This is a genomic window from Herbaspirillum sp. 1173 (genome assembly GCF_031455335.1).
In the GTDB taxonomy this organism is placed as follows: Bacteria; Pseudomonadota; Gammaproteobacteria; order Burkholderiales; family Burkholderiaceae_D; genus Herbaspirillum; species Herbaspirillum huttiense.
In genome coordinates, this window is sequence record NZ_JAVDSP010000008.1 from 181730 (window position 1) to 207969 (window position 26240).

Annotated in this window: 25 protein-coding genes; 13 read left to right on the forward strand and 12 right to left on the reverse strand. The window is 63.5% G+C overall.

Features of this window, described 5'->3' with window-relative positions:
• Positions 1-164: 164 nt before the first annotated feature.
• The 6 genes from gsiC to J2X56_RS22125 all read left to right on the forward strand — a co-directional run bounded on the left by gsiC (position 165) and on the right by J2X56_RS22125 (position 4980).
• The gene (gsiC, locus tag J2X56_RS22100) at positions 165-1085 is read left to right on the forward strand and encodes a glutathione ABC transporter permease GsiC (protein WP_039786532.1); all 921 of its coding nucleotides are present in this window, start codon (positions 165-167) and stop codon (positions 1083-1085) included.
• Positions 1086-1093: 8 nt separating this feature from the next.
• The gene (gene gsiD / locus J2X56_RS22105) at positions 1094-2038 is read left to right on the forward strand and encodes a glutathione ABC transporter permease GsiD (RefSeq protein WP_034337513.1); all 945 of its coding nucleotides are present in this window, start codon (positions 1094-1096) and stop codon (positions 2036-2038) included.
• Positions 2038-3078 carry a P1 family peptidase gene (locus J2X56_RS22110; protein WP_310162682.1) on the forward strand — a complete coding sequence of 347 codons (1041 nt, stop codon included), beginning with the start codon at positions 2038-2040 and terminating at the stop codon, positions 3076-3078. The genes gsiD and J2X56_RS22110 overlap by 1 nt, the downstream gene beginning before the upstream one ends.
• A gap of 33 nt (positions 3079-3111) precedes the next feature.
• Positions 3112-3954: a M55 family metallopeptidase gene (locus J2X56_RS22115; protein ID WP_310162685.1), complete on the forward strand. Its 843-nt coding sequence runs from the start codon at positions 3112-3114 to the stop codon at positions 3952-3954.
• A 91-nt stretch (positions 3955-4045) separates the two neighbouring features.
• The gene (locus tag J2X56_RS22120; RefSeq protein ID WP_121039353.1) at positions 4046-4513 is read left to right on the forward strand and encodes an antitoxin Xre/MbcA/ParS toxin-binding domain-containing protein; all 468 of its coding nucleotides are present in this window, start codon (positions 4046-4048) and stop codon (positions 4511-4513) included.
• On the forward strand, positions 4510-4980 hold the full coding sequence (locus J2X56_RS22125; protein WP_034337523.1) for an RES family NAD+ phosphorylase: 471 nt from the start codon (positions 4510-4512) through the stop codon (positions 4978-4980). Before J2X56_RS22120 ends, J2X56_RS22125 begins: the two co-directional genes overlap by 4 nt.
• Positions 4981-4995: 15 nt before the next feature.
• On the opposite strand, the gene J2X56_RS22130 is transcribed toward J2X56_RS22125, so the two are convergent.
• From J2X56_RS22130 to J2X56_RS22165, 8 genes are all read right to left on the reverse strand, one after another.
• Positions 4996-5889 (reverse strand): 2-dehydropantoate 2-reductase, encoded by an 894-nt coding sequence (locus tag J2X56_RS22130; RefSeq protein WP_310162695.1) that lies wholly within the window; start codon positions 5887-5889, stop codon positions 4996-4998.
• An 84-nt stretch (positions 5890-5973) separates the two neighbouring features.
• The gene (locus J2X56_RS22135) at positions 5974-6768 is read right to left on the reverse strand and encodes a GntR family transcriptional regulator (RefSeq protein WP_039786525.1); all 795 of its coding nucleotides are present in this window, start codon (positions 6766-6768) and stop codon (positions 5974-5976) included.
• A gap of 12 nt (positions 6769-6780) precedes the next feature.
• Entirely contained in the window at positions 6781-8400 is a 1620-nt protein-coding gene (locus J2X56_RS22140; RefSeq protein WP_310162699.1) for a gamma-glutamyltransferase family protein, read from the reverse strand.
• Between the two features lie 52 nt (positions 8401-8452).
• Complete coding sequence (locus J2X56_RS22145; RefSeq protein ID WP_310162701.1) at positions 8453-9430, reverse strand: oligopeptide/dipeptide ABC transporter ATP-binding protein; 978 nt, start codon at positions 9428-9430, stop codon at positions 8453-8455.
• A 19-nt stretch (positions 9431-9449) separates the two neighbouring features.
• Positions 9450-10409 (reverse strand): ABC transporter ATP-binding protein, encoded by a 960-nt coding sequence (locus tag J2X56_RS22150; RefSeq protein ID WP_310162703.1) that lies wholly within the window; start codon positions 10407-10409, stop codon positions 9450-9452.
• A 9-nt stretch (positions 10410-10418) separates the two neighbouring features.
• Positions 10419-11294 carry an ABC transporter permease gene (locus J2X56_RS22155; RefSeq protein WP_245202165.1) on the reverse strand — a complete coding sequence of 292 codons (876 nt, stop codon included), beginning with the start codon at positions 11292-11294 and terminating at the stop codon, positions 10419-10421.
• Positions 11295-11331: 37 nt separating this feature from the next.
• Positions 11332-12288: an ABC transporter permease gene (locus J2X56_RS22160; RefSeq protein WP_034337542.1), complete on the reverse strand. Its 957-nt coding sequence runs from the start codon at positions 12286-12288 to the stop codon at positions 11332-11334.
• A 5-nt stretch (positions 12289-12293) separates the two neighbouring features.
• Complete coding sequence (locus tag J2X56_RS22165; RefSeq protein WP_209568340.1) at positions 12294-13793, reverse strand: ABC transporter substrate-binding protein; 1500 nt, start codon at positions 13791-13793, stop codon at positions 12294-12296.
• A 424-nt stretch (positions 13794-14217) separates the two neighbouring features.
• Here J2X56_RS22165 and J2X56_RS22170 point away from each other — a divergent pair, with 424 nt between their 5' ends.
• Together J2X56_RS22170 and J2X56_RS22175 are read left to right on the forward strand one after the other, a co-directional pair.
• Positions 14218-14679, forward strand: a complete 462-nt coding sequence (locus J2X56_RS22170; RefSeq protein ID WP_039786512.1) for a MarR family winged helix-turn-helix transcriptional regulator — start codon at positions 14218-14220, stop codon at positions 14677-14679.
• Between the two features lie 392 nt (positions 14680-15071).
• A complete protein-coding gene (locus tag J2X56_RS22175) occupies positions 15072-16091 on the forward strand; it encodes an alpha/beta hydrolase (RefSeq protein ID WP_209568338.1) in 1020 nt (339 codons plus the stop codon).
• 117 nt (positions 16092-16208) lie between these two features.
• Here the strand turns inward: J2X56_RS22175 and J2X56_RS22180 are convergent, their stop codons facing one another.
• Positions 16209-16877 carry an alpha/beta hydrolase gene (locus J2X56_RS22180; RefSeq protein WP_209568336.1) on the reverse strand — a complete coding sequence of 223 codons (669 nt, stop codon included), beginning with the start codon at positions 16875-16877 and terminating at the stop codon, positions 16209-16211.
• Positions 16878-17055: 178 nt separating this feature from the next.
• On the opposite strand from J2X56_RS22180, the gene J2X56_RS22185 reads away from it, so the two are divergent.
• Positions 17056-17718 (forward strand): hypothetical protein, encoded by a 663-nt coding sequence (locus J2X56_RS22185; protein WP_134135146.1) that lies wholly within the window; start codon positions 17056-17058, stop codon positions 17716-17718.
• A 44-nt stretch (positions 17719-17762) separates the two neighbouring features.
• Here J2X56_RS22185 and mog read toward each other — a convergent pair whose 3' ends face one another.
• Entirely contained in the window at positions 17763-18392 is a 630-nt protein-coding gene (gene mog, locus J2X56_RS22190; protein WP_310162721.1) for a molybdopterin adenylyltransferase, read from the reverse strand.
• Entirely contained in the window at positions 18382-18987 is a 606-nt protein-coding gene (gene yjgA, locus J2X56_RS22195; RefSeq protein ID WP_310162723.1) for a ribosome biogenesis factor YjgA, read from the reverse strand. The genes mog and yjgA overlap by 11 nt, the downstream gene beginning before the upstream one ends.
• A gap of 75 nt (positions 18988-19062) precedes the next feature.
• Here yjgA and pmbA point away from each other — a divergent pair, with 75 nt between their 5' ends.
• The 3 genes from pmbA to J2X56_RS22210 all read left to right on the forward strand — a co-directional run bounded on the left by pmbA (position 19063) and on the right by J2X56_RS22210 (position 22679).
• On the forward strand, positions 19063-20427 hold the full coding sequence (pmbA, locus tag J2X56_RS22200; RefSeq protein WP_034335393.1) for a metalloprotease PmbA: 1365 nt from the start codon (positions 19063-19065) through the stop codon (positions 20425-20427).
• Positions 20428-20507: 80 nt separating this feature from the next.
• Positions 20508-20999 (forward strand): GNAT family N-acetyltransferase, encoded by a 492-nt coding sequence (locus J2X56_RS22205; RefSeq protein ID WP_051057585.1) that lies wholly within the window; start codon positions 20508-20510, stop codon positions 20997-20999.
• A gap of 81 nt (positions 21000-21080) precedes the next feature.
• Positions 21081-22679 carry an MDR family MFS transporter gene (locus J2X56_RS22210; RefSeq protein WP_121039382.1) on the forward strand — a complete coding sequence of 533 codons (1599 nt, stop codon included), beginning with the start codon at positions 21081-21083 and terminating at the stop codon, positions 22677-22679.
• 62 nt (positions 22680-22741) lie between these two features.
• Here J2X56_RS22210 and J2X56_RS22215 read toward each other — a convergent pair whose 3' ends face one another.
• On the reverse strand, positions 22742-24235 hold the full coding sequence (locus J2X56_RS22215) for a deoxyribodipyrimidine photo-lyase (protein WP_310162732.1): 1494 nt from the start codon (positions 24233-24235) through the stop codon (positions 22742-22744).
• A 242-nt stretch (positions 24236-24477) separates the two neighbouring features.
• Between J2X56_RS22215 and J2X56_RS22220 the strand changes: the two genes are divergently transcribed.
• Positions 24478-26019 carry a methyl-accepting chemotaxis protein gene (locus J2X56_RS22220; protein WP_409025224.1) on the forward strand — a complete coding sequence of 514 codons (1542 nt, stop codon included), beginning with the start codon at positions 24478-24480 and terminating at the stop codon, positions 26017-26019.
• Positions 26020-26240: the final 221 nt, after the last annotated feature.

Below are 26240 nucleotides of genomic sequence, written 5' to 3' on the forward strand. Positions count from 1 at the left end.
TCGTCGTAACGAGCAGAAAAGAGCAGCAATGAAGCGGGGAGGGTGGCTGGCCATCCTCCCCCACAGATTCACGATGCGTTGCCATGCAAGCCGGCAGCGCAGGGAGCGACTCCACCGCAGGGTGTGGACACACCAGCGACGGGCAGCCTTATTCAGAGAGTCCCATGTTTTCCTATGTCATCAAACGCCTGTTAGGCCTCATTCCCACGCTGTTGCTGGTGGCGGTGCTGGTTTTCCTGTTCGTGCACTTGTTGCCGGGCGACCCGGCACGCCTGGCCGCCGGTCCCGAAGCCGATGAAAAGACGGTCGCCCTGGTGCGCGCCGACCTCGGCCTGGACAAGCCGCTGCCGGAGCAGTTCGTCAACTTCTTCATCAATGCCGCCCACGGCGACTTTGGACGCTCCATCCGCAGCAAGCGCCCGGTCTCCGAAGAGATCGCCGCGCGCTTCTGGCCCACGCTGTGGCTGACCATCGTGGCCATGATCTGGGCGGTGCTGTTCGGTCTCATCATCGGCATCTCCTCTGCCGTGTGGCGCAACAAGTGGCCGGATCGCCTGGGCATGACGCTGGCCGTCTCCGGCATTTCCTTCCCGGCGTTCTCGCTGGGCATCCTGCTCATGCAGGTCTTCTCGGTCGAGCTGGGCTGGCTGCCCACCGTCGGCGACGAGACCTGGCGCCACTACATCCTGCCTTCGCTGACGCTGGGCGCGGCGGTGGCCGCCGTGATGGCGCGCTTCACCCGTTCTTCCTTCATCGAAATCCTGCAAGAGGACTTCGTGCGGACCGCCCGTGCCAAGGGCCTGACCGAGACCGTGGTGGTCATCAAGCACTGCCTGCGCAATGCGCTCATTCCGGTGGTGACGATGATGGGCCTGCAGTTCGGCTTCCTGCTGGGCGGCTCCATCCTGGTCGAGGTGGTGTTCAACTGGCCGGGCATGGGACGCCTGCTGGTCGATGCCGTCGAGATGCGTGACTACCCCATCATCCAGGCCGAGATCCTGCTGTTCTCGCTGGAATTCATTTTCATCAACCTGGTGGTGGACGTGCTTTATGCCGTGATCAACCCCAGCATTCGTTTCAAGTGAGGGGAATCATGTCGCTCTCCAATTCGCCTCTGGCCACTACCTCCGAAACCGGCGCGCCGCTGCCGCCGCCTGATCCGGCCGCCGTCGCCGCCTCCGGCCAGAAGATCCGCACCCCGTGGCGCGAGTTCTGGCGCAAGTTCAAGAAGCAGCGCCTGGCCGTCTATGCGGGCGTGTTCATCCTGCTGCTGATTCTGATCGCCATCCTGGCACCCTGGATCGTGCCCTTCGATGCCGAAAACTTCTTCGACTACGACGCCCTCAATTCGCCGCCGACCTGGACCCACTGGTTCGGGGTCGATTCGCTGGGCCGCGACATCTTCAGCCGCATCCTGATGGGGGCGCGCATCTCGCTGGCCTCGGGCTTCTTCTCGGTGGCCATCGGTGCCGTGATCGGTACCGTCTTCGGCTTGCTGGCCGGCTACTATGAAGGCTGGTGGGACCGCATCGTCATGCGCATCTGCGACGTGCTGTTCGCCTTCCCCGGCATCCTGCTGGCCATCGGTATCGTCGCCATCCTGGGCGGCGGCATGATCAACGTCATCATCTCGGTGTCGGTGTTCAGTATCCCGGCCTTTGCTCGCCTGGTGCGCGGCAATACGCTGCAGCTGAAAAACCTGACCTACATCGAGGCCACCCGCAGCATCGGTGCGTCCGACACCACCATCATGTGGAAGCACATCTTCCCGGGCACCATCTCGGCCATCGTGGTGTATTTCACCATGCGTATCGGCACCTCCATCATCACGGCGGCCGGCCTGTCCTTCCTCGGCCTGGGCGCGCAATCGCCCACGCCCGAGTGGGGCCTGATGCTGAACGAAGCCCGCGCCGACATGGTCACTTCGCCGCACGTGGCGCTGGTGCCCAGCATCGCGATCTTCCTGACCGTGCTGGCCTTCAACCTGTTGGGCGACGGCTTGCGCGACGCGCTCGATCCCAAGATCGACCAGCGCTGATGATGAACCTGCAGGTGCCGCCGCAGGTGCCACATATTGGCCGCTTGCCCGCCGGTGCGCGCAACAGCATCACCGATGTGGAGGGTGTGCGCGTCGGTCACTGCACCCTCGATGCCGGCGCGGTGCAGACCGGCGTGACCGTGATTGCGCCGCATGGCGGCAATCTCTTCACGCACAAGCTGCCGGCGGCGGCGGCCGTCATCAATGGCTTTGGCAAGAGTGCGGGGCTGGTGCAGCTGGAAGAACTGGGTTTGCTGGAAACGGCCATCGCGCTTTCCAACACCTTTGCCGTGGGGACGCTGCTCAATGCGCAGATCGCCCACACGGTGCGCGGCAATCCGGAATGCGGACGCAGCCTGCCGACGGTCAACGGGCTGGTGCTGGAATGCAATGACGGCTATCTCAACGACTTGCAGGCCATGGCCGTGCAGCCCGAGCATTTTGAGGCAGCGATGGCAGCCTTGTCGGTCGAGGTTCTGCAAGGCGCGGTTGGGGCGGGACGGGGCATGTCCAGCTTTGGTTTGAAAGGCGGTATCGGTACCGCTTCGCGCGTGGCTGCCTTGGATTCGTCGGAGCAGTCCTATACCGTCGGCGCGCTGGTCCTCTCCAACTTCGGGCGACTGCCCGAATTGATCCTGGCGGGCGATCCGCTGGGCGCGCGATTGGCGGCCAGCGAGACACCCGACACCGCGCCCGAAAAGGGCTCCATCATCATGATCCTGGCCACCGATGCGCCGCTGGATGCGCGGCAGTTGAAACGCCTGGCCACCCGCGCCGGGGCCGGACTGGCGCGCACCGGGTCCGCCTACGGCCATGGCAGCGGCGATATTGCGCTGGCCTTCTCCACGGCCCAGACCATCGAGGCCGAGGCCGATTGCCTGCACCTGGCGCTGCTGGCCGATCATCTGCTGGACCCGCTGTTCCATGCCGCCGCTGATTGCGTCGAACAAGCCATCGTGCATGCGCTCTTTGCGGCCGAGACCGTGCGCGGACGTGATGGCCATGTCCGTGTGAGCCTGCGCGAGCGCCTGGCTTCCTGAATTCCTGAATTGCTTCCCCTGAAAGACCGCCTCATGAACAAGCGTGCCAACATCCTGGTTTCCGTCGACATCGAAGGCGTGGCCGGGGTTTTCCACACCGAGCAGACCCGCGCCGGCAATGGCGAATATGAACGCGCCCGGCGCTGGATGACCGAGGAGGCCAATGCCGTCACCCGTGGCGCACTGGCGGCTGGTGCAACGGCGATCAAGGTCAACGATTCGCATGGCGGCTTCCGCAACCTGCTGCCGGACCTGCTGCACCCCGAGGCGCGCATGGTGCTGGGCAAGCCGCGCGTGCTGGGCATGATGGGCGGCGTGGATCACGATATCGATGCGGTCATGCTGGTGGGTTACCACTCGCGCGCACAAGGGCGCGGCATCCTGGCGCACACCACCAACAGCTTTGCCTTCGCCCGCGTGTGGCTGGGCGGGCAGGAACTGGGCGAGGCCGGGCTGTATGGCGCACTGGCGGCCGAACATGGCGTGCCGGTGATCTTCGGCAGCGGCGATGATGCCTTCATCGAAGAGAATCAACCGCTGTTCCCGCATGCGATCTTTGCCGAGACCAAGAAGGCCTATGGTGCCAACAGCGGCGATTCGCTCACGCCCCAGCAGTCCTGCGTGCTGCTCGAAGAACGCGCCCGTCAGGCGGTCACCGCGCTGGTGGCCGACCCGGCGGCCATGCCGGTGCTTCCTATGCGCGGCCCGCTGCGTTGCCGCCTGCAGGCGCAGACGGTGGCGCTGACTGATCTCTTCAGCCAGTTGCCGATTCTTGAGCGTACCGACAATGTCACCGTCGAATTCGATGCGCCCACGGCGGAATATGCGGTGCGGGTGCTCAACAGTTTGTCGGCGATGTCGGCCATGTTGCGCTGATCGCAGGAAACTCTCATTTGATGGGAGATTGACGCTCATTTGGGAAGCTTCTAAGATGAGAGTCTGCATCTGACCAAATGAGAGGTTCAACATGGCAACACGTGCCACGGTCGACTCCGCCGCCAGCAAGCGTTCCCCCGGATTGGGTGCCAAACCGCGCGACTTCGAACGGTTTGCCCGCATGGATCCGATCACCCAGGGCCGCACTATCCGCGACGGCATGGATGCCATCATTGCCGAGCGCGTCGCCAGGGAACTGTTGCAGATTCCCTTGCAGACCTTGCTGTCCGGATTGGGGCTGCCCAGTTCCACCATCCTGCGCAAGATTTCCCGCAAGGAACGGCTCTCCGGTTCCGAGTCAGACCGCATCGCCCGTGTGCTCTACATCCGTGAACAGGCCGCCGATGTGTTCGAGGACGAGGACCTGGCGGCACAGTGGATGCGCCGTGGCAATGCGGCGCTGGGGGGATTGACCCCGCTGGAAGTGCTCGATACCCAGCCGGGTTATGACCGGGTGCGCGACATCCTGGCCCGCATCGCCTTCGGGGTGGCGGCTTGAAGGTATACCGGCTGGCCAAGGACAAGCCGGGGCACTATGCGGCCGATGACTTGTCCGGCAATGGCGCAGCACTCAGCGGCGGCCGCTGGAATCCGCGCGGCTTGCGCGTGCTGTACACCTGCTGCAGCGCTTCGACGGCCTTGCTGGAGTCGCTCGTGCACATGGCCGGGCTGATGCCGCGCGCCAACTACTTCCTCATCGTGCTGGAGATACCGGACGCCGACGTGCGCAAGGCCTATGTGCCCGGCCTGCCGCCGGACTGGTCCGACATCGCGCGCGATCCGGCCAGCACCGCCGCCATCGGCCAGCACTGGATCGAACAGGGCAAGCAACTGGTGATGAAGGTGCCATCGGTGGTGAGCCCGACCGATTTCAATCTCTTGCTCAATCCGCTGCATGCGCAGATGGCCAGCGTCAAGGTGCTGGAAAAGAAGCTGTTCCGTTTCGACGCCCGGCTCTTCGGTTGAATCCTTTGCCTGCTTTCAGCGCGCCTTGCTCTCGATCAGCTTGACCAGCGCATGCACGGTCAGGTTGACCGGCGTGGCAATGCCATGCGCCTGTCCCCGCCGCACGATGTAGCCGTTGAGGTGATCGATTTCGCTGGGCTTGCCGCGCGCCACGTCCTGCGCGGTGGAAGAGAATTGCGTGGGCATGGTCTCGATGATCTTGCGGATGGCCACCTCCACATCCCCGGCCAGGGTCACGCCCTCGGCGGCGGCCACGGCCTTGCATTCGCTGACCAGGTAACCCATCACTTCCGGCACGCCCACGCCTTCGACCAGCTTGCCGTAGGGCAGCTGGGTGATGGCGGAAAGCGCGTTGTAGGCGCAGTTGATGATGAGTTTCAACCACAGCGCGCCGCGCACGTTGTCGGAAATTTCGGTCGGCACGCCTGCCGCAATCAGGGCTTCGGCCGCCTGCTGGCTGCGTGCGGCCGGTTCGATCACCAGCTCGCCACGGCCGTGGTGCTTGACGTGGCCGGGTCCGGCCATCTCGGTGGCGACGTAGACCACCGCCGCCGAGACCGGTTGCGGGATCACCGTGCGCAGGCGCTCGGCATTGTCGGTGCCGTTCTGCAGGGTCAGCACCAGTGTATCGGGGGCGAGGTGCGGCAGCAGTTGCGCGCCAGCCGTTTCGGTATCGGGGGATTTGACGCAGAAGAGCACCAGGTCGGCACCCGCCACGATGGCGGGATCGGTGCTGGCCTTGACGGGGATGGTCTCATCGAAGGTTTTGGCTTCCAGCCGCAGGCCCTTGGTATTGAATGCCTCCACATGCTGCGGCCGGCCTACCAGTACTACTTCGTGTCCCGCCCGCGCCAGCATCCCGGCGAAATAACATCCCACGGCACCTGCGCCCATCACGGCAACTTTCATGTGTGTCTCCCGGCTTGGCAAATTGAAGTCAGGCGGGAAGCCTAACACAGCAGCGCCAGGCTTTCAGTGCATGGTCAGCATCGGTCAGAACGACCGCCGCACCCGCACCGACACATAAGCCGGCGGCTTGGTGGTCGCCGTCGCCCGCGCACTATGCAGCCGATGCAAGGTGATCTGGTTGACCTCCGCATGGCTGCCATCGATGTGCTCGCCCATCAGGCGCATTGCGCCCTCGGCGTCGCCGGCGGCGATGCTGTCGAGGATGGCGGCATGTTCCTCGTAGGTTGAGTGCAGGCAATCACCGTACAGGAAATCCAATCGCCGCACGATGCGGATGCGGTCGGTCAAACGGTCAAATGACTCGGCCATCTCCTGGTTGCCGGCCGCGCGCACCAGCGTCTGGTGGAAAACTTCATCGAGCAGGGCTGCCTTGGGTCCATCCGGTTCGCGTGCCTCGGCAGCCACGCACCAGGTGGCGCGCAGACCGGCCAGCACCGACTGGTCTCCGGCTTGCGCGCACAGGCGGCGCACCGCGTGTGTCTCGATGAGCTTGCGCATTTCATAGAGATCGGAAAAACGCTTGAAGTCGATCGGCACCACCTCCCAGCCACCGCGTACATAGCCCTGCATCAGGCCATCGTTCTGCAGGCGTTGCAGCGCCTGCCGCACCGGCGTGCGCGAGACCTTGAAATACGCCGCGATTTCGGTTTCGGTGATCTGGTCGCCCGGCAAGAGGCGCATGTCGAAAATGTCCTGCCGCAATTGCGCATAGACATATTCGGGCAGGGAGCCATTGCGCACCAGCGCGTCTTCGCCCTCAAGATCAGGGGCGAGCGCGTCGGCGTCAGCGGCGGGGGCGGGAGCAGCCAGGCTTTTCACGATAGGCTTTCTTTACCAGGCAGCCACGCTGCCATCGGTACGCGGTTCGGTGCCGCCGCACAGCACGCCTTCATCATTGCGCCAGATGATCTGGCCACGGCCGAAGCCCAGCTGGTTACCCGACCACGCCACTTCATGACCCAGCCCGCCCAGACCACGGAAGAGATGTTCGGCCGTGCTGTGTTCGATGCTGACCTTGTTTCCTTTCTCCCATTCCCAGCGCGGCGCATCCAGCGCGGCCTGCGGGTTGAGGCCGAAGTCGACCGTGTTCATCACCATCTGCACGTGGCCCTGCGGCTGCATGAAACCGCCCATCACACCGAAGGGGCCGACGGCCTGGCCATTGCGCGTCATGAAGCCGGGGATGATGGTGTGATACGGACGCTTGCCCGGTGCCAGCACATTGGGATGCCCGGCTTCCAGCGTGAAATTGTTGCCGCGATTGTGGAGCGCAATGCCGGTGCCCGGTACCACCAGGCCCGAGCCAAAGCCCATGTAGTTGCTCTGGATGAAGGACACCATGTTGCCCTCGGCATCGGCCGTGCACAGGTACACGGTGCCGCCGCGCGAAGGGTCGCCTGCCACCGGCAGCGTGGCGCGCGGGCCGATCAGCTTGCGGCGTTCGTCGGCATAGGCGTCCGAGAGCAATTGCTCCACCGTCACCTTCATGTGCGCGGGATCGGCGATATGCGCCAGGCCATCGGCGTAGGCCAGCTTGATGGCTTCGATCTGGCGATGGTAGGTCGCCAGCGTGTCGCGTTCGGAGAAGTCGTAAGCCTTCAGCAGATTCAGCGCCATCAGGGCCACCATGCCGTGGCCATTGGGCGGGATTTCCCAAACGTCATATCCGCGATAATTCATGCCGATGGGGTCCACCCATTCCGGCTGGAATGCGGCCAGGTCAGAGGCCTGCATGTAGCCGCCGGCCTGCTGCAGGAAGGCGGCAATCTTTTCCGCGAGGGCACCGCGATAAAAGCCCTCGGCATTGTCTTCGGCAATCGCCTGCAGGGTGGCAGCATGGCCCGCCGAGCGCCACAGCTGGCCGGCTTGCGGTGCCTGGCCATCGATGCAGAAGGTATCGAACCACGATTGGAAATGCGGCTCCTTGAACTCGCGCCTGAAGTTCTGCTGCGCCACCTGCCAGGCATGCGCCACCATCGGGGAGACCGGGAAGCCCTCGCGCGCCAGGCTGATGGCACCGGCCATGGAATCAGTCAGCGCCAGCTTGCCGAAGCGCTTGGCCATGGCGGCCCAGGCACTGGGCGTGCCGGGCACGGTCACGGGCAGGGCGCCGTACTTGGGTACGTCCTTCAGGCCAGCGCTGGTGAGCTTGTCGGCGGAGATCGATTGCGGGGCCGGGCCGCTGGCGTTCAGGCCATGCAGCTTGCCGCCATGCCAGACCAGCGCGAAGGCATCGCCACCGATGCCGTTGGCGGTCGGTTCCACCACCGTCAATGCGGCAGCGGCTGCGATGGCCGCATCGATGGCATTGCCGCCGCGCTGCAGGACTTCCAGCCCGGCCTGCGCGGCCAGCGGTTGCGAGGTCGCCACCATGCCGCGCCGGGCATAGACGGCGCTGCGGCGCGAGAAGTAGGGATAGTGGTTGCTGCTGAAGTCGGGGAAGGCGGGCATGGCGGTCTCTCGTTCTTGGTTCAGGGGCGTATTTTATCGGTTGGCTTGCGTATTACGTCGGTCGCAGCGTCAGCTCGGGCCGGCTCAGGTGGCAGGCTAAGGTATGGGTGGCACTGACCTTGACCGCAGGCGGTGCTTCGGTCTTGCACACCTCCATGCAGGACGGGCAGCGCGGGTGGAAATGACAGCCCGAAGGCGGGGCGGCCGGGTTGGGGATGCTGCCTTGCAGGATGATGCGCTCGCGCTGTTGGCGCGGATGTTCACGTGGAATGGCCGACAGCAGCGCCTGCGTGTAGGGATGGCGCGGCCGGGTGTAGACCTCTTCACATGTGCCCGATTCCACCATGCGTCCGAGATACATCACGCCGATGCTGTCGCTGACATGGCGGATCACGGCCAGGTCGTGCGAGACGAAAAGATAGGTCAACCCCAGCTCCTGCTGCAACTCACGCAGAAGATTCAGGATCTGCGCCTGGATCGAGACATCGAGGGCCGACACGGCTTCATCGGCCACCACCAGCTTGGGCCGCGTGATGATGGCGCGGGCAATGCCTACGCGCTGGCGCTGGCCACCGGAGAATTCATGCGGATGGCGCGCCGCGCAGGCCGGGTTGAGCCCGACCATCTCCAGTGCCTCGGCCACCTTGCGCTTGCGGGTGGCGCGGTCGTGCAGCTTGTGCACGATCAAGGGTTCTTCCAGCACTTCGCCAATGGTCATGCGCGGGTTCAGCGAGGCATACGGGTCCTGGAACACCATCTGCATGTGACGGCGCATGGTGCGCAGCTGGCCCTCGGGCAGCAGGGTCAGTTCCTGGCCCATGAAGCGCACGCTGCCTTCGCTGGGTTCGATCAGGCGCAGCACGCTGCGCCCGGTGGTGGACTTGCCGCAGCCGGATTCACCGACCAGGCCCAGGGTCTGGCCTTCAGCCAGGCTGAAGGAGACATCGTCAACGGCTTTGACGGTGCTGCTGCCGGAAGCGAAATATTTTTTCAGTCCGTGGACTTCGAGCAGGGGAGGAAGTGTCGTCATGATCGGGCCTTCTATACCTTCAATGCGGATACCAGCAGCGCACGCTGTGGCCATCACCCAGATGTTCCAGTACCGGCATCTCCTGGCGGCAGATGTCCTGGGCGCGCGCGCAACGAGCGGCGAAGCGGCAGCCGTGCGTGACGGTGCCGGGCGGCGGCACGCTGCCAGGGATGGCGGTCAGGGGCGCACCGGGCGTAGCATCCAGCGCCGGTCGTGCGCGCATCAGTGCATGCGTATAAGGATGGGCGGGGCGGTCGAAAAGATCTTCCACGCTGCTCTGCTCCACCACCTGGCCGGCATACATCACCACTACGCGCTGGCACATTTCGGCCACTACGCCGAGGTCATGGGTGATCATGAGGATGGAGGTCTTCTGCTCGCGCTTGAGGTCGCGCATCAGGTCGAGGATCTGCGCCTGGATGGTCACGTCCAGTGCAGTCGTCGGTTCATCGCAGATCAGCAGGCGCGGCTGGCACAGCAAGGCCATGGCGATCATGACGCGCTGGCGCATGCCGCCGGAGAGGCTGTGCGGATATTCGTCCACCAGTTGCGCCGCGCGCGAGAGGCCCACGCGTTCCAGCATGGCGACGACCTTGGCGTCGATCTCCTGGCGCGGCAGAGAGGTGTGGATGCGCAGCATCTCGCCCAATTGCTCGCCGATGCGATGCAGCGGGTTCAGCGAGGTCATCGGCTCCTGGAAGATCATGGCGATCTCCTTGCCGCGGATGCTGCGCAGGGTGGCATCATCGGCCTGCAGCAGGTCGCGCTCGCCAAAGCGGATCGCACCCGACAGCCTGGCCTGGCTGGCCATGGGGAACAGGCGCAGGATGGACAGGGCGGTGACGCTCTTGCCGCAGCCGGATTCACCCAGCAGGCCCACGGTTTCATCTTGCCCCAGTGCGAAGGAAACGCCATCGACGGGCGCAACGCGGCGGCCGTGGCTGAGGAATTCGATCTTGAGATTGTCGATGGTGAGCATGGCGGTTCCTCAGCGGCTCAGTTTGGGATCGAACACTTCACGGATGCCATCGCCCAGCAGGTTGAAACCCAGCACCACCAGGAAGATCGCCAGCCCCGGCCACATGGCCAGCATCGGCGTGGTGTTCAGGTAGCCCTGGGCGATGTGCAGCATGGAACCCCAGCTCGGATCTTCCGGCTTGGCCCCCAGGCCGAGATAGGACAGCCCGGCTTCGGCGATGATGGCCGTGCCCATGGCAAAGGTGGCCTGGATCACCAGGGGCGCCAGCGAATTGGGGAGGATATAGCGCCACATGATGCGCAGGTGCCCGGCACCGATGGAGCGTGCCGCCATCACGTAGTCGAGGTTGCGGATGGTCATGGCCTGCCCGCGCGCCAGCCGTACGAAGGACGAGGTGAAGCCGATGCCGACGGCCACCATGGCATTGTAGAAACCGCCCCCCAGCGCGGCGGCCAGGGCCAGCGCCAGGATCAGCGAAGGAAAGGCCTGCAGCGCATCGACCACGCGCATGACGATGGCATCGACCGCGCCACGATAGTAGCCGCTGACGATGCCGATGGGCACGCCCAGTGAAAAGGCCAGCCCGACCGAGATCAGCGCGGCCTGCAGCGAGATGCGCGAACCGTACAGCATGCGGGTATAGATGTCGCGGCCCAGGTCATCCGTACCGAGCCAGTGCTCGGCGCTGGGGCCAGACAGCAGGTTGCCGTAGTCCTGGTCAAAGATGGGATCGTACCGGGCCAGTACCGGTGCAGTGATGGCCAACAGTACCAGTACAGTGATGATCACCGCACCGATCACCGCCAGACGGTTGCGGCTGAAGCGGCGCAGGGTACGCCAGCGGGGCAGCGCCGGCAGGACCTGCGCAGGGGAGGGAGAGTTCATGTCGGGAGACGTCATGGTTGGAGGCGTTGGGCAGACTTCAGCGGGCGATGCGCGGGTCGATCACGCTGTAGAGCAGGTCCACGCACAGGTTGACGATGACCACCATGACGGTGGCGGCCAGTACACCGGCCTGTACAGTCACGTAGTCGCGCTGGAAGATGGCGTCGACGATCATCTTGCCCATGCCGGGAATGCCGAAGATGCTTTCGGTGATGACCAGTCCGCCCAGCATGCCCGAGACCATCAGGCCGCTGGCCGTAACCACCGGGATCATGGCATTGCGCAGCGCATGGCCCAGCACCACCTGCCAGTCGCGCAGGCCCTTGGAGAAGGCGGTGCGGATGTAATCCTCGTTGAGCACTTCCAGCAAACTGCTGCGCACCATGCGCATGAGGATGGCCGATTCACGCAGGCCGGTCACGACCATGGGCATGATCATGGCGATCAGGTTGGCGTGCCAGTCCACCGACAACGGCACGAAGCCCGAGGCCGGCAGCCAGCCCAGCTTGACCGCAAAGAGGATGATGAACAGCATGCCCAGCCAGAAGTGCGGCACCGACATGCCGAACAGCGCAATCAGGGTGCCGATGGCATTGGCCCAGCCACGCGGACGGGCTGCCGACAGGATGCCCGCCGGCACCGCAATCACGACGGCCACCAGGAAGCTGCCGATGGCCAGTTCGATGGTCACCGGCAGGCGCTGCCACAAGGCATCGGCGACCGGGGTGTTGTCGATGAAGGAGCGGCCGAGGTCGCCATGCAGCACGGCCCACAGCCAGCGCCCGTACTGCACCAGCAGCGGATCATCCAGCCCCAGTTTCAGGCGCAGGGCGGCGGCCGCTTCCGGCGTGGCTTCCATGCCGAGGATGGCGGCCACCGGATCACCCGGCAGCACCGCCAGCAGGGAAAACACCACCATGCTCACCAGCAGCAAGGTAGGGACCGACAGCAGCAGGCGCCGGGCCAGCTTGGGCAGCTTGATCGTCGTGGCCATGAGACTTACTTGGATACAGTCGCAGTGCGGATCACGCCATCGGGCACGTACTGGAAGCCCTTGACCGACTTGGCGATGCCGAACAGCACGTTGTCATGCACGGTGTAGACGTAGGGCACTTCCTTGACCAGGATCGCCATGGCCTGGTCGTAGAGCGCCTTGCGCTTGGCCTGGTCGCCTTCCACGCGGGCCTGCTGCAACAGGTCGTCCACTTCCTTGGCGCCGAAGTGCGAATAGTTCAGCGAGCCGTTGGTGGTGACGAAGTCATAAATGTTCTGGTCCGGATCGGGACGGCCGCTCCAGCCCACGAACAGGCCTTCGAAGTTGCCGGTCTTGCCGGCCTCGATCTGGGTGGCCAGTTCGGTCTTCTCCAGCGTGACGGTGATGCCGGCCGGGCGCAGCATGCCCTGGATCATCTGGCCGACCTGCAATTCATCGGGCGTGGTCGGCAGGGTCAGCTTGAAGCTGAAGCCGCCTTCCTTGCCGGCGGCCTTGAGCAGGGCCTTGGCGCGGGCCACGTCGACCTTGGGCGGCACGTCGCTGGGGCCATTGGCAAACTGCGCCTTGGAGAAGGGCGAATGGCCGGCGGCCACCGCGTTGTTGTAGACCACCTTGGCGATGGCGTTGCGGTCGATCAGGATGTCCACGGCTTCGCGCACTTCCTTCTTGTCGAAGGGCGGCTTGCCGGTGTTCATGTAGAAGCCGCGGAAGCCCAGCGACGGCTTGTTGAGCACCGTGTAGCTGGCGTTGGCCGGGACGTTGGTGATTTCCTTGTAGGGGAAGCGGTTGCTGATGTCGACCTGGCCGCTGCGCAGGTTGTTGAAGGCTACATTGACGTCCGGCATGATCTTGTAGACCACTTCATCCACCTTGGGCAGGCCGGCGCGCCAGTACTCGGGGTTCTTCTTGAGCGTGATGGTGGCACCCTTCAGGCGGCCTTCGTAGACGAAGGGGCCGGTGCCGACCGGATGGTTGACGTAGTCTTCTCCGTATTTCTTCACGGCGGCCGGTGACGACATCATGCCGGCGCGGTCGGTGAGGATGGAGAGGAAGGGCGCGAAAGGCGTGGACAGGTCCAGCTTGACGGTGTGCTCATCGACCACCGTGATCTTGGTGACGTATTTCAGTTCATTGCGGCGTAGGGAGGTCTTCTCCTGGCCGCGCAGCAGGTTGAATTCCACCGCCTTGGCATCGAAAGGCGTGCCGTCCTGGAATTTGACGCCCTTGCGCAGATACAGCGTGTAGGTTTTCTGATCCTCGGACACGGTCCAGCGCTCGGCCAGCATGGGGATGATCTTGCCCTCGCCATCCAGGTCCACCAGCTTGTCGAAGATGCTCTGGTAGACGATGCGCTCGTTGAGCATGGAGGACTGCGTGGGGTCGAGCTTGCCGGGGTCGGCGTCCAGCGAGATATTGAGCGTCACCGCCCAGGCGGGCAGGGTACAGGCGGCCAGCACGGCCGAGGACATCGCGGACAGCAGGAAACGGGAGACACGCTGGTTCATTCGTTTTTCCTTTCAGAAGTCATCACGGATCGAGCGCAACCGGCCTGGACGGCAAGCCCGCCTGCCACGGCCATCGGGCCAGCTTAGGCGATGGACACGGTGAAGGCAAGCACGGATACGTCAATGTATACAACGAAGAAGACATGCAGGAAGCGTGCCATGGCGTCAGCTTCGCGTCAGTCGGCCAGGCGGTATCAGCAGCCGGGAATGCAGGCGGGGCGGGCCTCCCGCCGGATGGCTGCAAAGAGGGAAATAGCCTGCAACGCTCATCATTCATCGTGCCAGTGCAGGCCTGCTTCGCGATGGTGCGCAATCGCGGCCCAGTCCGCCCGCGGAAGGGGCGTGGCGAAGTGGCGACGGCCAAGCGTAAATATTTTGATTAAATCGCTTGCTATTTAATTTTGGCCTCGCTAAACTGCGCTGCATGAATTCGAAAACAGACAAACGCAAATCGGCCCCGCTGCTGGATGCCCAGTTGTGTTTTGCGCTGTACTCGACTTCGCTGTCGATGAGCAAGCTCTATCGCAAGCTGTTGCGCAACATGGGCATCACCTATTCGCAGTATCTGGTGCTGATGGTGTTGTGGGAGCAGGACCAGCTGACGGTGTCCGATATCGGTGAACGCCTGGTGCTGGATTCAGCCACGCTGACCCCGCTGCTCAAGCGCATGGAAGCGCAGGGCCTGGTGACCCGGGAACGCGCGGCCAGCGATGAACGGCAGGTTGTCATCTCGCTCACTGCAGAAGGTGACAAGCTGCGCGAACAGGCGGTGGAACTGCCCCGTGAAGTGTTGCGGGCAACCGAGTCGACGGCGGCGGAACTGACCGCGATGAAGGAAGAATTGATGGCCTTGCGTGCGCGCTTGCACAAGAATACGGGCGAGTGAGCAGGGCAGATTGAAGGGATGCGGCGACCGGGCCAAGTCCCTTTTTGAAAGTCAAATATATAGTGCACTATCAAATAGTGATTTATATAGTTGCTGGATTGCTCGCAACAATGCCAGATAAGCGGCATCGGCAGACGGAATGGAATGGAATGGCGGCATTGTCCCGCCCTCCGAGCGGTCGTTATACGCAGAGCCAATAGCGTCAACTAAGTAGTTTGCTATTTAATAGGATTTTAGTTTTATCGTGGTGTCGACAGTTTTCCTGGCCGCCAACGGCCGGTGCAGTACCGCAGTACCAGGCAGCACAGCAACAAGTACGCAGTTCCCTCGCAGCACTTACCCGGTGAATCCACCGATTCGCTCATCTGAGATTAGAGAAAAGGAAGAAGATCATGACCTCGTTCAAGCAACTCGCCGCCGTCGCCGCCATCGGCCTGGTTTTTGGCAATGCCTATGCCGCCGGTGATGCCGGTGTGGAACCGACCACCCAATCCTTCTTGCAGGCGCTGGAGGCCGGCGGTGGCAAGCCCCTGGAACAGCTCTCGCCGGAGGATGCGCGCGCCGTGCTGGTCGGTGCGCAAGCCAGCGTGAAGCTGGAGTTGCCCAAGGCGGACGTGTCGGAAAAGACCATCACCGCCGACGGCCAGCAGATCAAGCTGACCATCGTGCGTCCGGCAGGCGTGACCAAGACCTTGCCGGCCTTCATGTTCTTCCACGGCGGCGGCTGGGTGCTGGGCGACTTCCCGACCCACGAACGCCTGGTGCGTGACCTGGTGGCCAATTCCGGTGCGGTGGCCGTGTTCGTGAACTACACGCCGTCGCCGGAAGCCGGCTACGGCGTGGCCATCAACCAGGCGTATGCCGCCACCAAGTGGGTGGCCGAGCACGGCAAGGAAATCAAGGTCGATGGCAAACGCCTGGCCGTGGCCGGCAACAGCGTCGGTGGCAACATGGCTGCGGTCGTGGCCCTGATGGCCAAGGACAAGGGCGGCCCCGCCCTGCGTTCGGAAGTGCTGCTGTGGCCGGTGACCGATGCCAACTTCGAAACGGCTTCCTACAACCAGTTCGCCAATGGCTACTTCCTCACCAAGAACATGATGAAGTGGTTCTGGGACAGCTACACCACCGACGCCGCCAAGCGCAAGGAAATCACCGCCTCGCCCTTGAATGCGACCCCGGCGCAACTGGCCGGCCTGCCGCCGACCCTGATCCAGACCGCCGAAAACGACGTGCTGCGTGATGAAGGCGAGGCCTATGGCCGCAAGCTGCAAGCCGCCGGCGTGGCCGTGACCAGCGTGCGCTACAACGGCATGATCCACGACTTCGGCCTGCTGAACGTACTGGCCAAGGTGCCTGCCGTGCAGACCGCGATGCGCCAAGCGGGCGAGGAACTGAAGTTCCGCCTCAAGTAATTGCAAGGCTGCCCTGCGCGTAACACTGCGCAGGGAAAACGACAACGCCCCCGCACGAGTGCATCGTGCGGGGGCGTTGTCATTGCGATTGCAGTTGCTGGTGTAGAGCGCTCGGACTCAGGCCAGGACCTTGGTCAGCCACGCCCCGATATCCTCGACTTCTTCGCCGCACACCGAATGCTGCATCGGATAGTCATGCCACTCGACCTTGTGGCCCAGCTGGGTCAGCAATTCGCGCGACTTGACGGCGCGCTCCAGCACCACCACCGGATCCATGGTGCCGTGGGCCATGAAGATGGGGGTGTCGTGGTTGGCACCGTGGCGTTCGGCCTCGATGGTGGCGGCCAGCGGCAGATAGCCGGACAGGCACATCAGGCCGGCCAGGCGCTCCGGGTGGCGCAGGCCGGTCTGCAAGGTCATGGCGCAGCCTTGCGAGAAACCCGCCAGCACGATGCGCTCGGAGGGGATGCCGCGTGCACGCTCTTGTGCGATCAGTGTTTCGATGGCGGCCTGCGAGGCACGCAGGCCGGGTTCGTCCTCACGGCGGACCAGGTCGGGCGCGAAGATGTCGTACCAGGCGCGCATCACGTAGCCGCCGTTGATGGTGACCGGCATGGTCGGCGCGGTCGGGAAAATGAAGCGGATGGGCGGGCAGCCAGACAGGTCCAGCTCGCGCACGATGGGCACGAAGTCCGAACCATCGGCACCCAGGCCGTGCAGCCAGATGACGGAGGCAGTGGGGTTGGGGGCGGTATCGATCTGTATCGTTTCGAGGGGAGCGGACATAAGCGTGCGGTTCCTGTTGCGGTCGGTGGATGAAAGGGCGGGGCGCGGCATTTGTGTCTGTCCCGGCGCGGGAGCACAATACGGCCTTGCCCGTGGTCATGCGCAGCGTCTGTGCTGCAATAGGCTCACATCATACGATGAACGCCGCCGCGATGGCGGCGCTGCAAAAGGAAAACCCATGAAGTGCATCCCATCGCATCGCCTGCTGGCCCCGCTGCTGGCCTTCCTGCTGGCCATGGCACCCCTGGCCGGCCATGCTGAAGCCGAAGGCCGATTGTTCCAGCCGCGCGGCGAAAACCTGATGATCTCGCCTCCGCCGGGCTGGCGGCTGGCCTACATGGACGGCGATCCTGACGGCAATTACGTGGTCGATTTCCTGCCGCCCAACGAAGCGCACGACTCCTGGCGCGAGGGCTACATGGGCGTGCAGCGCCGTGGCTATCCCGATGCCGGACTGGTCGCCAACATCCAGGCGCGCAACCTGACCGTGGCACAGGTGGCCCTGACTGAAGTGATGCAGGGAGCCCAGCGCAATTGCCCGGGCCGCTTCGTGGCGATGGCGCAAAAGGATGGCAGCACCAACAATATTCCCGTCTCTGTCAGCGGCGGCTTCTGCGACCGTACCGGGCCAGTTGCGCCCTATGGCGAGGGAACTGTACTGGCGGTGTATCAGGGCAAGCAGCAACTGTTCGTGGTGCAGTTCAGCTGGCGTCCGCCGACCGAAAACGCGTTCAGGCAGTATCCCTACCGGATCTCGCCGGCAGCGTTGCAACAGTATTTGGATCTGCTGAATGCGGCCACGCTGTGCGGAGGGCCGGATGAGGGGAAGTGTCCGAACTGAGGGGAGGGCAGGCCCGCATCGTGGTGCGGGCCGCTGAGATGCTGTTACTTGCTTGCGGGCCGGATTGCCGACTTGGGACGGAAGGCCTTGCAGACGCTCTCGTCGGTTTCGATGTAAGGGCCGCCGATGAGGTCGATGCAGTAGGGGATGGCGGCGAAGATGCCGGGCACCTTGACCTTGCCGTCCTGATCCTTCAATCCTTCCAGTGTTTCGCGGATGGACTTGGGCTGGCCGGGCAGATTCAGCACCAGCGCGGCATGGCCGTCGGTCTCGCGGATGACGGCGACCTGGCGCGAGAGAATCGCGGTCGGTACGAACTGCAGGCTGATCTGGCGCATCTGTTCGCCAAAGCCTGGCATTTCCTTGGTACCGATGGCCAGCGTGGCTTCGGGCGTGACATCGCGGCGCGACGGACCGGTGCCGCCCGTGGTCAGCACCAGGTCGCAGCGGGCCACATCGACCAGTTCCACCAGGGTCTGTTCGATCTGTGCGCGTTCATCTGGGATCAGGCGGGTCTCGACTTCAAAAGCGCTGGTGAGCGCTTTGGTGAGCCATTCCTGCAGGGCCGGGATGCCCTGGTCCTGGTAGACGCCACCGGAGGCGCGGTCGGAGATGGAGACCAGCCCGACGCGCAGCACCTCGCGGGCGACGGGCGTTACAGCCTCAACGCTCATCGTCATCCTGCTCGTCGGTCTCATCCTCGGCGGCTTCGCTCTTGGCGCGCGCAGCCTGGGCCTGCAACTGCTTGAGGATCTGGAAGATTTCGCGGTAAGCCTTGGGCGGCTTGTTTTCCGCCTGCTCCTTGCGGGCATTGCGGATCAGCGTGCGCATGTGCTGCACGTCGACGTCGGGATGGCGGTTCAGCAGTTCGGTCAGCGCCTGGTCATCGGCCAGCAGCTTTTCGCGGCGGCGTTCCAGGGCGTGCATGGCGGCGGTTTCGGCCTTGGAGGCACCGTGCCAGCTGTCGATGGTCTTCTGGATGATGGCGATCTCGTCGGCTTCCAGCGTGCGCATCTTCTTGCCCACGTATTGCATCTGGCGGCGACGGCCTTCGTGGTCCTTGATCTGCTGGCATTCGAGGATGGCGTCGCGCACGTCTTCGGGCATGGGGACGCGCTTGACGCGGTCGCGCGGTTCATTGACCAGCGATTCGCCGAGCTTTTGCAGGGCATCCATCTCGCGCTTGAGCTGGGACTTGGAGGGGCGGTCGTATTCCTGTTCGAATTCGCTGGATTGGAATCCGACAGCACCGCGATTGGCATTGGGCATATCGTGACTTCGAGAAATAAAGCTTAACGGCTGCTATGATAACCGTTTTACCCGCATTTCAGAGAAAACAGGCTCATGAGCGATACCCCATTCACGCACAGTCAGGACCAGTTGAAGCAGTTGGCGCAGGATGTCCTGCGTTATGCCCGGGACAAGGGCGCCTCGGACGCCGCCGTCGATATCAGCGAGGGCAGCGGCCTGTCGGTAGCGGTGCGCAAGGGCAAGATCGAGACCATCGAGCAGAACAAGGACAAGGGCATCGGCGTGACCGTGTTCCTCGGAGAAGGCCGCCAGGTGCGGCGCGGCAACGCCAGCACCTCGGATTTCTCGCAGCAGGCATTGAAGGAAACGGTCGAGGCCGCCTACAACATCGCACGCTTCACCGCCATCGATGACTGCGCCGGCCTGCCCGACGCCGAGATGCTGGAAATGGCCCCGCGCGACCTGAAACTGTTTTCGCCGTGGAATATTTCCGCCGAAGAAGCTGTGGCGCTGGCCCAACGCTGCGAAACCGCAGCCCTCGAGACCGACCCGCGCATTACCAACAGCGAAGGCGCTGGCGTCTACGTGCAGCACTCGCATTTCATCGCGGCCAACAGCCGTGGTTTCATGGGCGGCTATCCGTTCTCGCGCCACACCATCTCGGTCGCGCCCATCGCCGGCAAGGGCGCGGGCATGCAGCGCGATGACTGGTATTCGTCCAAACGCGATCCGAAGAAACTCGCCAAGCCCGAAGCCATCGGCCGCTACGCTGCCGAACGTGCGCTGGCCCGCCTGAACGCGCGCAAGCTCACGACCCGCAAATGCCCGGTGCTGTTCGAAGCGCCGCTCGCAGCGGGTCTGCTGGGGGCCTTTGTACAAGCGGTGTCGGGCGGTGCGCTGTATCGCAAGTCGACCTTCCTGCTCGATTCGCTGGGTCAGCAGGTTTTCCCCGAGCACATCCAGATCCTGGAAGATCCGCACGTGGTCGGCGGTGTGGGCTCCGCGCCCTTCGATGAAGAAGGCGTGCGCACCGTAAAGCGCGAGGTGATCAAGGATGGCGTGGTGCAGGGCTACTTCCTGTCGACGTATTCTGCCCGCAAGCTGGGCATGCAGACCACCGGCAACTCCGGCGGCTCGCACAACCTGACGCTGCGCTCTGACTTGACCACCAAGGCCGATACCTTCAAGGGCATGCTGAAGAAGATGGGCACCGGCCTCCTGGTGACCGAGCTGATGGGGCAGGGCGTGAACTACGTGACGGGTGACTATTCGCGTGGTGCCTCGGGTTATTGGGTCGAGAATGGCGTGATCCAGTATCCGGTGGAAGAAATCACCATCGCGGGCAACATGAAGGACATGCTGCGCCAGATCGTGGCCGTGGGTAACGACACGCTCATTCGCGGCACCAAGGAAACGGGTTCCATCCTGCTGGAAAACATGACCATCGCTGGCGACTGATCGTGCCGCACGCTGCCCGGCCGCCGCTGGCGAGCCGGGTGGTGCCACGGCCGGCGCCGCCCATTTCGGGGAGGCAAGCCATGGACGACATCCACATCCGGCGCGGCTATCTGCCAGGCGCCATCGGGCGTGTAGCCGAGCTGCACGCGGCGTATTACACCGAAAACTGGAGCTTCGGCGTGTATTTCGAAGCCCGCATCGCCACCGAACTGGCGGCCTTCATGAGCCGCTACGACGACAGCCGCGATGGCTTCTGGACCGCCACCGTACACGGCCGCGTCGAAGGTTCGCTGACCATCGACGGCCAGCATGCGCAGCAGCAAGGCGCGTGGCTGCGCTGGTTCATCTCTTCCGAAAAACTGCGCGGTCGCGGCGTGGGTGATGCCCTGCTGACCGAGGCGATCCGTTTCTGCGCGGAGTGTGATTTTCCATCGATTTATCTCTGGACCTTCGAAGGTTTGCACGCCGCGCACAACCTGTACCAGCGCCACGGATTCGTGCTGGCCGAGGAGCGCATCGGCTCGCATTGGGGCGTCAAGCTCAACGAGCAGCGTTACGAACTGCTGCTGTAGCACGCAGGGCAAGCCATGCCATGCGGCGCTAGAATGTCGGATTGGCGCACACGCGCAACTTCGGATATTCATCCTCCGCACATGGCCCTACACACCGACGCCGCCCACTCCAGCGGCCAAGTCCTGCCGTTCCGCGAATCCCTGCTGGCCACGCTGGGCATCTGCTTCGTCATCATGCTGGTGGCCCTGGACCAGACTATCGTCGGCACCGCCCTGCCGACCATCGTGGCTGAACTGAAAGGTTTCGATCTCTATGCCTGGGTCGCCACAGCCTATCTGCTGACCTCGGTCATTACCGTGCCCATCTTCGGACGGCTCGGCGATTATTTTGGGCGGAAGCCGTTCGTGATTGCGTCCATCGTCGTGTTCGTCGGCGCTTCCGCCTTGTGCGGCATGGCCAACAGCATGCTGTTCCTGGTGCTTGCGCGCGGGCTGCAGGGCATCGGTGGGGGCATGCTGGTGGGCACCTGTTTCGCTTCCATCGCTGACCTGTTTCCGGATCCGCGCGTGCGGCTGCGCTGGCAGATCATCCTGTCGGCCTCCTTCGGCATTGCCACGGCTGTCGGTCCTTCGCTGGGCGGCTTCCTCACGCAAGGGCTGGGCTGGCGCTGGGTGTTCTACTGCAACCTGCCCATCGGCGTGCTGTCGCTGTATTTCGTCTGGCGCTTCGTGCCGCATATCCGCCACATGCAACACGCCGGCAAGATGCGGCTGGACTGGCCCGGCGCGCTGCTGATTTCACTGTCGCTGGGCAGCCTGCAATTGCTGGTGGAACTGCTGCCCAAGCGCGGCATCACGGGCGGCATGTTGGTGTTGCTGGCCGTGTCGGTGGCGGCCTTCTACGCCTTGTGGAAGTGGGAGCAGCGCGCCGCGCAGCCCATCCTGCCCTTCGAGATGATGCGCGACAAGGCGCTGGCCAGCCTGTTCGTCTTGTCGGTGCTGGCGGGCTTTGCCATGTTCTCGCTGCTGATGTATGCGCCGTTGCTGTTCCAGGGCGGATTCGGGTTGAGCCCGCGTGAAGCGGGGCTGCTCATCACGCCGCTGGTGGCCTGTATTACCGTGGCCAGCATCGTCAATGGCCGTATCATCACGCGCATTCCCAATCCCAACCTGATGATGAACCTGGGCTTTGCGCTGATTGCTGCTTCCTGTCTCGGCGTGGTGCTGTGTGATCGCACCACCGGCAATGGTTTTTTGCTGACAGTGATGCTGGCCGGTGGTTTCGGGCTGGGACTGGTCTTGCCCAATCTCACCGTATTTGCGCAGCAGGCCGCTGCACGCGAGCACCTGGGTATCGCTACCGCCTTGCTGCAGTCCTTGCGCATGATCGGGGGCATGCTGGGCACGGCCATCACCGGCACGCTGGTGAGCCAGATGTATGGCGCAGGCGTGCAGAAGGCCCTGGAAGGAGATCACGCGGCGCAGTGGCTCAAGGACTTCAGCGATCCCGAAGTGCTGGTCAATCATGACATCCAGTCGGTGCTGCTGGCCCAGCTGATGCAGGCCGGGCATGACGGTTCGGCCTTGCTGGAAGCGGCGCGCGAGGCGCTGGTCGGGGCCATTCACATGGGCATCGCCATTGCCATCGTGGCCGCGCTGGTGGGGTTGTGGATGGTAAGGCGCGTGCCGCCGATCCGCTTTGACCAGGACAAGAAGGTGGAGCCGGTGATGTCGGAATAAGCGGCTGGCCGCATGCAAAAACGGACCCGTGGGTCCGTTTTTTCTTGATGCGGAGCGTGCGCTTATTCGGTCTTCTCCGTCTTCTTCACCACCGCATAGCGTTCCAGCGTGCGTTCACGCGCCTCGGCATGGTCGACGATAGGGCGCGGATAGTTCGTCCCCAGCGTCACGCCGGCCGACATGCGCTCATCGGGTGTGGCCGTCCACGGCGCATGGATGCGCTTGTCGGAAAGCTTGGCCAGTTGCGGCAGATAGCGGCGGATGAACTTGCCGTCCGGATCAAACTTCTCCGATTGCGTGACCGGATTGAAGATGCGGAAGTAGGGCTGCGCATCACAGCCTGAAGACGATGCCCACTGCCAGCCGCCATTGTTGGCCGAGAGGTCGAAGTCGTTGAGATGGATCGCGAAATATTTCTCACCCCAGCGCCAGTCGATGCCCAGGTCCTTGGTGAGGAAACTGGCCACCACCATGCGCAGGCGGTTGTGCATGTAGCCGGTCTGGTTGATCTGGGCCATGGCCGCATCCACCAGCGGATAGCCGGTGCGTCCCTCGCACCAGGCGGCGAACAGCTCTTCGGCATGCTTGCCGTGCTCCCATTTGATCGCATCGTACTCGGGCTTGAAGGCCTTGGCGGTCACGCGCGGATGGTGGTGCAGGATCATGAAATAGAAATCGCGCCAGGTCAGTTCCGACAGCCACACAGCCGCACCGGCCGCGCCTTGGCCCGCATGCATGGCCTGCATCGCAGCCCGCGCGAGCGTGCGGATGGAGACCGTGCCGAAGCGCAGGTGGATCGACAGATAGGACGGACCCTTCACTGCCGGAAAATCGCGCGCCGTGCCGTAGGCACCGATGCGGCCCAGGAAGTCCTCCAGCAGGGCCTGGGCACCGGACATGCCAGTAGGAATCTTCAGTGCCTGCAAATTGCTGGGGTGGAAGCCCAGTGCCTTGTGCGAAGGCAATCCGTGGTGCGCCTTGCCCGGCGGTTTGGCCAGGGCCTTGAAGTAGTTCTCGACCGGATAGGGTTTGAGATAGAAGTCGCCACCGGCGGCGGCCAGCTTGGCCATCCACGCATTCTTGTAAGGGGTGAAAACGGAGAAGGGCTTGGCGGACTGGGTCAGCACCTCATCCTTTTCAAAGATCACCTGGTCCTTGTAGCTCAGCAATTGCGCGCCATGTTTTTTCAGGGCCTTGTCGACCGCCGCATCGCGTTCCACTGCGGCGGGCTCGTAGTCGGTGTTGACGAAGACCGCCTGCACCGCCAGTTCGGCAGCCAGTTCCGGAATGCACCTGGCGGCCGCTCCGTGCAGCACGATCAGCCCGCCGCCGGCCTTGCGCAGCGCCTCGTCCAGTTCGGCCACGCTGGCCAGCAGGAAATCAACGCGGCGATCCTGCTCGACACCCTCGGCTTTGAGCGCATCGAGAATGTCGGTATCGAAGACGAACACGCACCACACGGACTGGCTCTGCGAGAGTGCGTAGTAAAGGGCGGCATGATCGGTGTGGCGCAGGTCACGGCGGAACCAGACCAGGGACTTGTCGAATTGGGGCATTGCGTTGGTGTTCTTCTTCAATGGGTTGGTCTTCGCCCCGCGGGGCCAGCGGGATCACATTCCGGCGGTGGCTACTGATTGGTAGCGTTCGTGTGAATGATAAAAGATTTTCATCGATTTGACCCGTCGCATCTCAAGGGGGCTATCGTCTGGCCGATAATGACGCATCCGCATACGATGCGGAGAACGAGGGAGGGCGCTGCGATCCGCATGCGTCTCGTGCAATGGGAGATGGGGAAACAATGAAGAAAATGACGATCGGCGCCCGGCTGGGGCTGGGCTTTGCCGCGGTTCTGGGTTTGATGTTGTTGATTACCGCCATTGGCGTGGGGCGGCTGCAGGCGGTGGGGAGTCTCAACGACACGATGGTCAATGATGCACTGGTCAAGGAAAGGCTGGTCATTACCTTCTATCGGTCCATCGAACTCAACGTCGGCCGCATCGTGGCCGCGGCCAAGAATCCGGATGTCGAACAGCAGAAGTTCTACAAGCAGGAGATCGGCGCCACCATCAGCAAGAACAATGAGCTGGTCAAGCGCATGGAAGAGTTGATCACCGATGACGCCGGGCGCGCTGCCCTGGCCGAGATCAACGAACGCCGCAAGGTGGTGCTGGCGGCCAATGCGCAGGTCTTCAAGGAAAAGGAGGCGGGCAACGAAGAGGGCGCTCGCAAGGCAGTGGACGAGCAGCTGCTGCCGAGTACGCGCGTCTATCTGGCCGCCATTGACAAGCTGGCCGTGATGCAGTCCGACCGCATCAAGAACCAGACTGCGGAAATTGACAGTCTCTTCCGCAATGCGCGCACGCTCATGATCGTGCTGGGCGCAGTGGCACTGCTGCTGGGCGTGGCGCTGGCATGGGCCATCACGCGGTCGATCACGGCACCGCTGCACAAGGCGGTCAACGTGGCCAGCCGTGTGGCCAACGGCCACCTGGACAACCAGATCGAGGTGCGCAGCCTGGACGAAACCGGCCAGCTCATGCGCGCACTCAAGGAAATGAATGACAACCTGGTGGGCATCGTCACCCGGGTACGCCAGGGCACGGATACCATCGCCACGGCTTCCAGCGAGATCGCCGATGGCAACCTGGACCTGTCCAATCGCACCGAGCAGCAGGCCAGCTCGCTGGAAGAGACCGCGTCGGCGATGGAAGAACTGACCTCGACCGTGAAGCAGAACGCCGACAACGCACGCCAGGCCAATCAGTTGGCGGTGTCGGCATCGGAGGTGGCGGTACAGGGCGGTTCGGTGGTCTCGGAAGTGGTGGCCACGATGGGCTCGATCAATGATTCCTCGCGCAAGATCGTGGACATCATTGCGGTCATCGATGGCATCGCCTTCCAGACCAATATCCTCGCGCTCAACGCCGCCGTGGAAGCCGCGCGTGCGGGTGAGCAAGGGCGGGGCTTTGCGGTGGTCGCCTCCGAAGTGCGCACGCTGGCGCAGCGCTCTGCCAGCGCGGCCAAGGAGATCAAGGAACTCATCGGCGACTCGGTGGGCAAGGTGGAGGCGGGCAGCAGGCTGGTCGAGCAGGCCGGTGCGACGATGGAAGAGGTGGTGGCCAGCGTGCGCCGCGTGACCGACATCGTGGCCGAAATCACCTCGGCGTCGCAGGAGCAGAGTGACGGGATCGAACAGGTCAACCAGGCCATCAACCTGATGGACGAAGCGACCCAGCAGAATGCGGCGCTGGTGGAACAGGCAGCCGCGGCGGCGCGGCAGATGCAGGAGCAGGCAGCAGGGCTGAGCGAGACCGTGAGCGTGTTCCGTTTGAGGGGGTAAGAAAATAGAGGGGAGGCGATGATGTCTTGCCCCTATTTTTCTTGAAGCCAAAAAACAAAAAAGGCTAAATGATTTTCATCATTCGGCCTTTTTTGTTTGCTGCCCATGGAGGACCTCGGTCACGTTCCGCGACCCCGTCCGGCCTTGCAAGGCCGGACTTTCTCGTCCCTCCCGCAAAGCGCGCAGGCGCTTTGCTCGTGGACCCCAAAATACAAAAGGCC

What these genes read in the sequence shown, in the direction of transcription:
- J2X56_RS22170 (WP_039786512.1), top strand. Translation starts at nt 14,218, where the DNA reads ATGAATTCGAAAACAGACAAACGCAAATCGGCCCCGCTGCTGGATGCC.
- J2X56_RS22115 (WP_310162685.1), top strand. Translation starts at nt 3,112, where the DNA reads ATGAACAAGCGTGCCAACATCCTGGTTTCCGTCGACATCGAAGGCGTG.
- pmbA (WP_034335393.1), top strand. Translation starts at nt 19,063, where the DNA reads ATGAGCGATACCCCATTCACGCACAGTCAGGACCAGTTGAAGCAGTTG.
- J2X56_RS22110 (WP_310162682.1), top strand. Translation starts at nt 2,038, where the DNA reads ATGATGAACCTGCAGGTGCCGCCGCAGGTGCCACATATTGGCCGCTTG.
- gsiD (WP_034337513.1), top strand. Translation starts at nt 1,094, where the DNA reads ATGTCGCTCTCCAATTCGCCTCTGGCCACTACCTCCGAAACCGGCGCG.
- J2X56_RS22180 (WP_209568336.1), bottom strand. Translation starts at nt 16,877, where the DNA reads ATGTCCGCTCCCCTCGAAACGATACAGATCGATACCGCCCCCAACCCC.
- J2X56_RS22165 (WP_209568340.1), bottom strand. Translation starts at nt 13,793, where the DNA reads ATGAACCAGCGTGTCTCCCGTTTCCTGCTGTCCGCGATGTCCTCGGCC.
- J2X56_RS22145 (WP_310162701.1), bottom strand. Translation starts at nt 9,430, where the DNA reads ATGACGACACTTCCTCCCCTGCTCGAAGTCCACGGACTGAAAAAATAT.
- J2X56_RS22215 (WP_310162732.1), bottom strand. Translation starts at nt 24,235, where the DNA reads ATGCCCCAATTCGACAAGTCCCTGGTCTGGTTCCGCCGTGACCTGCGC.
- J2X56_RS22130 (WP_310162695.1), bottom strand. Translation starts at nt 5,889, where the DNA reads ATGAAAGTTGCCGTGATGGGCGCAGGTGCCGTGGGATGTTATTTCGCC.
- gsiC (WP_039786532.1), top strand. Translation starts at nt 165, where the DNA reads ATGTTTTCCTATGTCATCAAACGCCTGTTAGGCCTCATTCCCACGCTG.
- J2X56_RS22155 (WP_245202165.1), bottom strand. Translation starts at nt 11,294, where the DNA reads ATGAACTCTCCCTCCCCTGCGCAGGTCCTGCCGGCGCTGCCCCGCTGG.
- J2X56_RS22205 (WP_051057585.1), top strand. Translation starts at nt 20,508, where the DNA reads ATGGACGACATCCACATCCGGCGCGGCTATCTGCCAGGCGCCATCGGG.
- J2X56_RS22160 (WP_034337542.1), bottom strand. Translation starts at nt 12,288, where the DNA reads ATGGCCACGACGATCAAGCTGCCCAAGCTGGCCCGGCGCCTGCTGCTG.
- mog (WP_310162721.1), bottom strand. Translation starts at nt 18,392, where the DNA reads ATGAGCGTTGAGGCTGTAACGCCCGTCGCCCGCGAGGTGCTGCGCGTC.
- J2X56_RS22140 (WP_310162699.1), bottom strand. Translation starts at nt 8,400, where the DNA reads ATGCCCGCCTTCCCCGACTTCAGCAGCAACCACTATCCCTACTTCTCG.
- J2X56_RS22220 (WP_409025224.1), top strand. Translation starts at nt 24,478, where the DNA reads ATGAAGAAAATGACGATCGGCGCCCGGCTGGGGCTGGGCTTTGCCGCG.
- J2X56_RS22150 (WP_310162703.1), bottom strand. Translation starts at nt 10,409, where the DNA reads ATGCTCACCATCGACAATCTCAAGATCGAATTCCTCAGCCACGGCCGC.
- J2X56_RS22210 (WP_121039382.1), top strand. Translation starts at nt 21,081, where the DNA reads ATGGCCCTACACACCGACGCCGCCCACTCCAGCGGCCAAGTCCTGCCG.
- yjgA (WP_310162723.1), bottom strand. Translation starts at nt 18,987, where the DNA reads ATGCCCAATGCCAATCGCGGTGCTGTCGGATTCCAATCCAGCGAATTC.
- J2X56_RS22175 (WP_209568338.1), top strand. Translation starts at nt 15,072, where the DNA reads ATGACCTCGTTCAAGCAACTCGCCGCCGTCGCCGCCATCGGCCTGGTT.
- J2X56_RS22120 (WP_121039353.1), top strand. Translation starts at nt 4,046, where the DNA reads ATGGCAACACGTGCCACGGTCGACTCCGCCGCCAGCAAGCGTTCCCCC.
- J2X56_RS22185 (WP_134135146.1), top strand. Translation starts at nt 17,056, where the DNA reads ATGAAGTGCATCCCATCGCATCGCCTGCTGGCCCCGCTGCTGGCCTTC.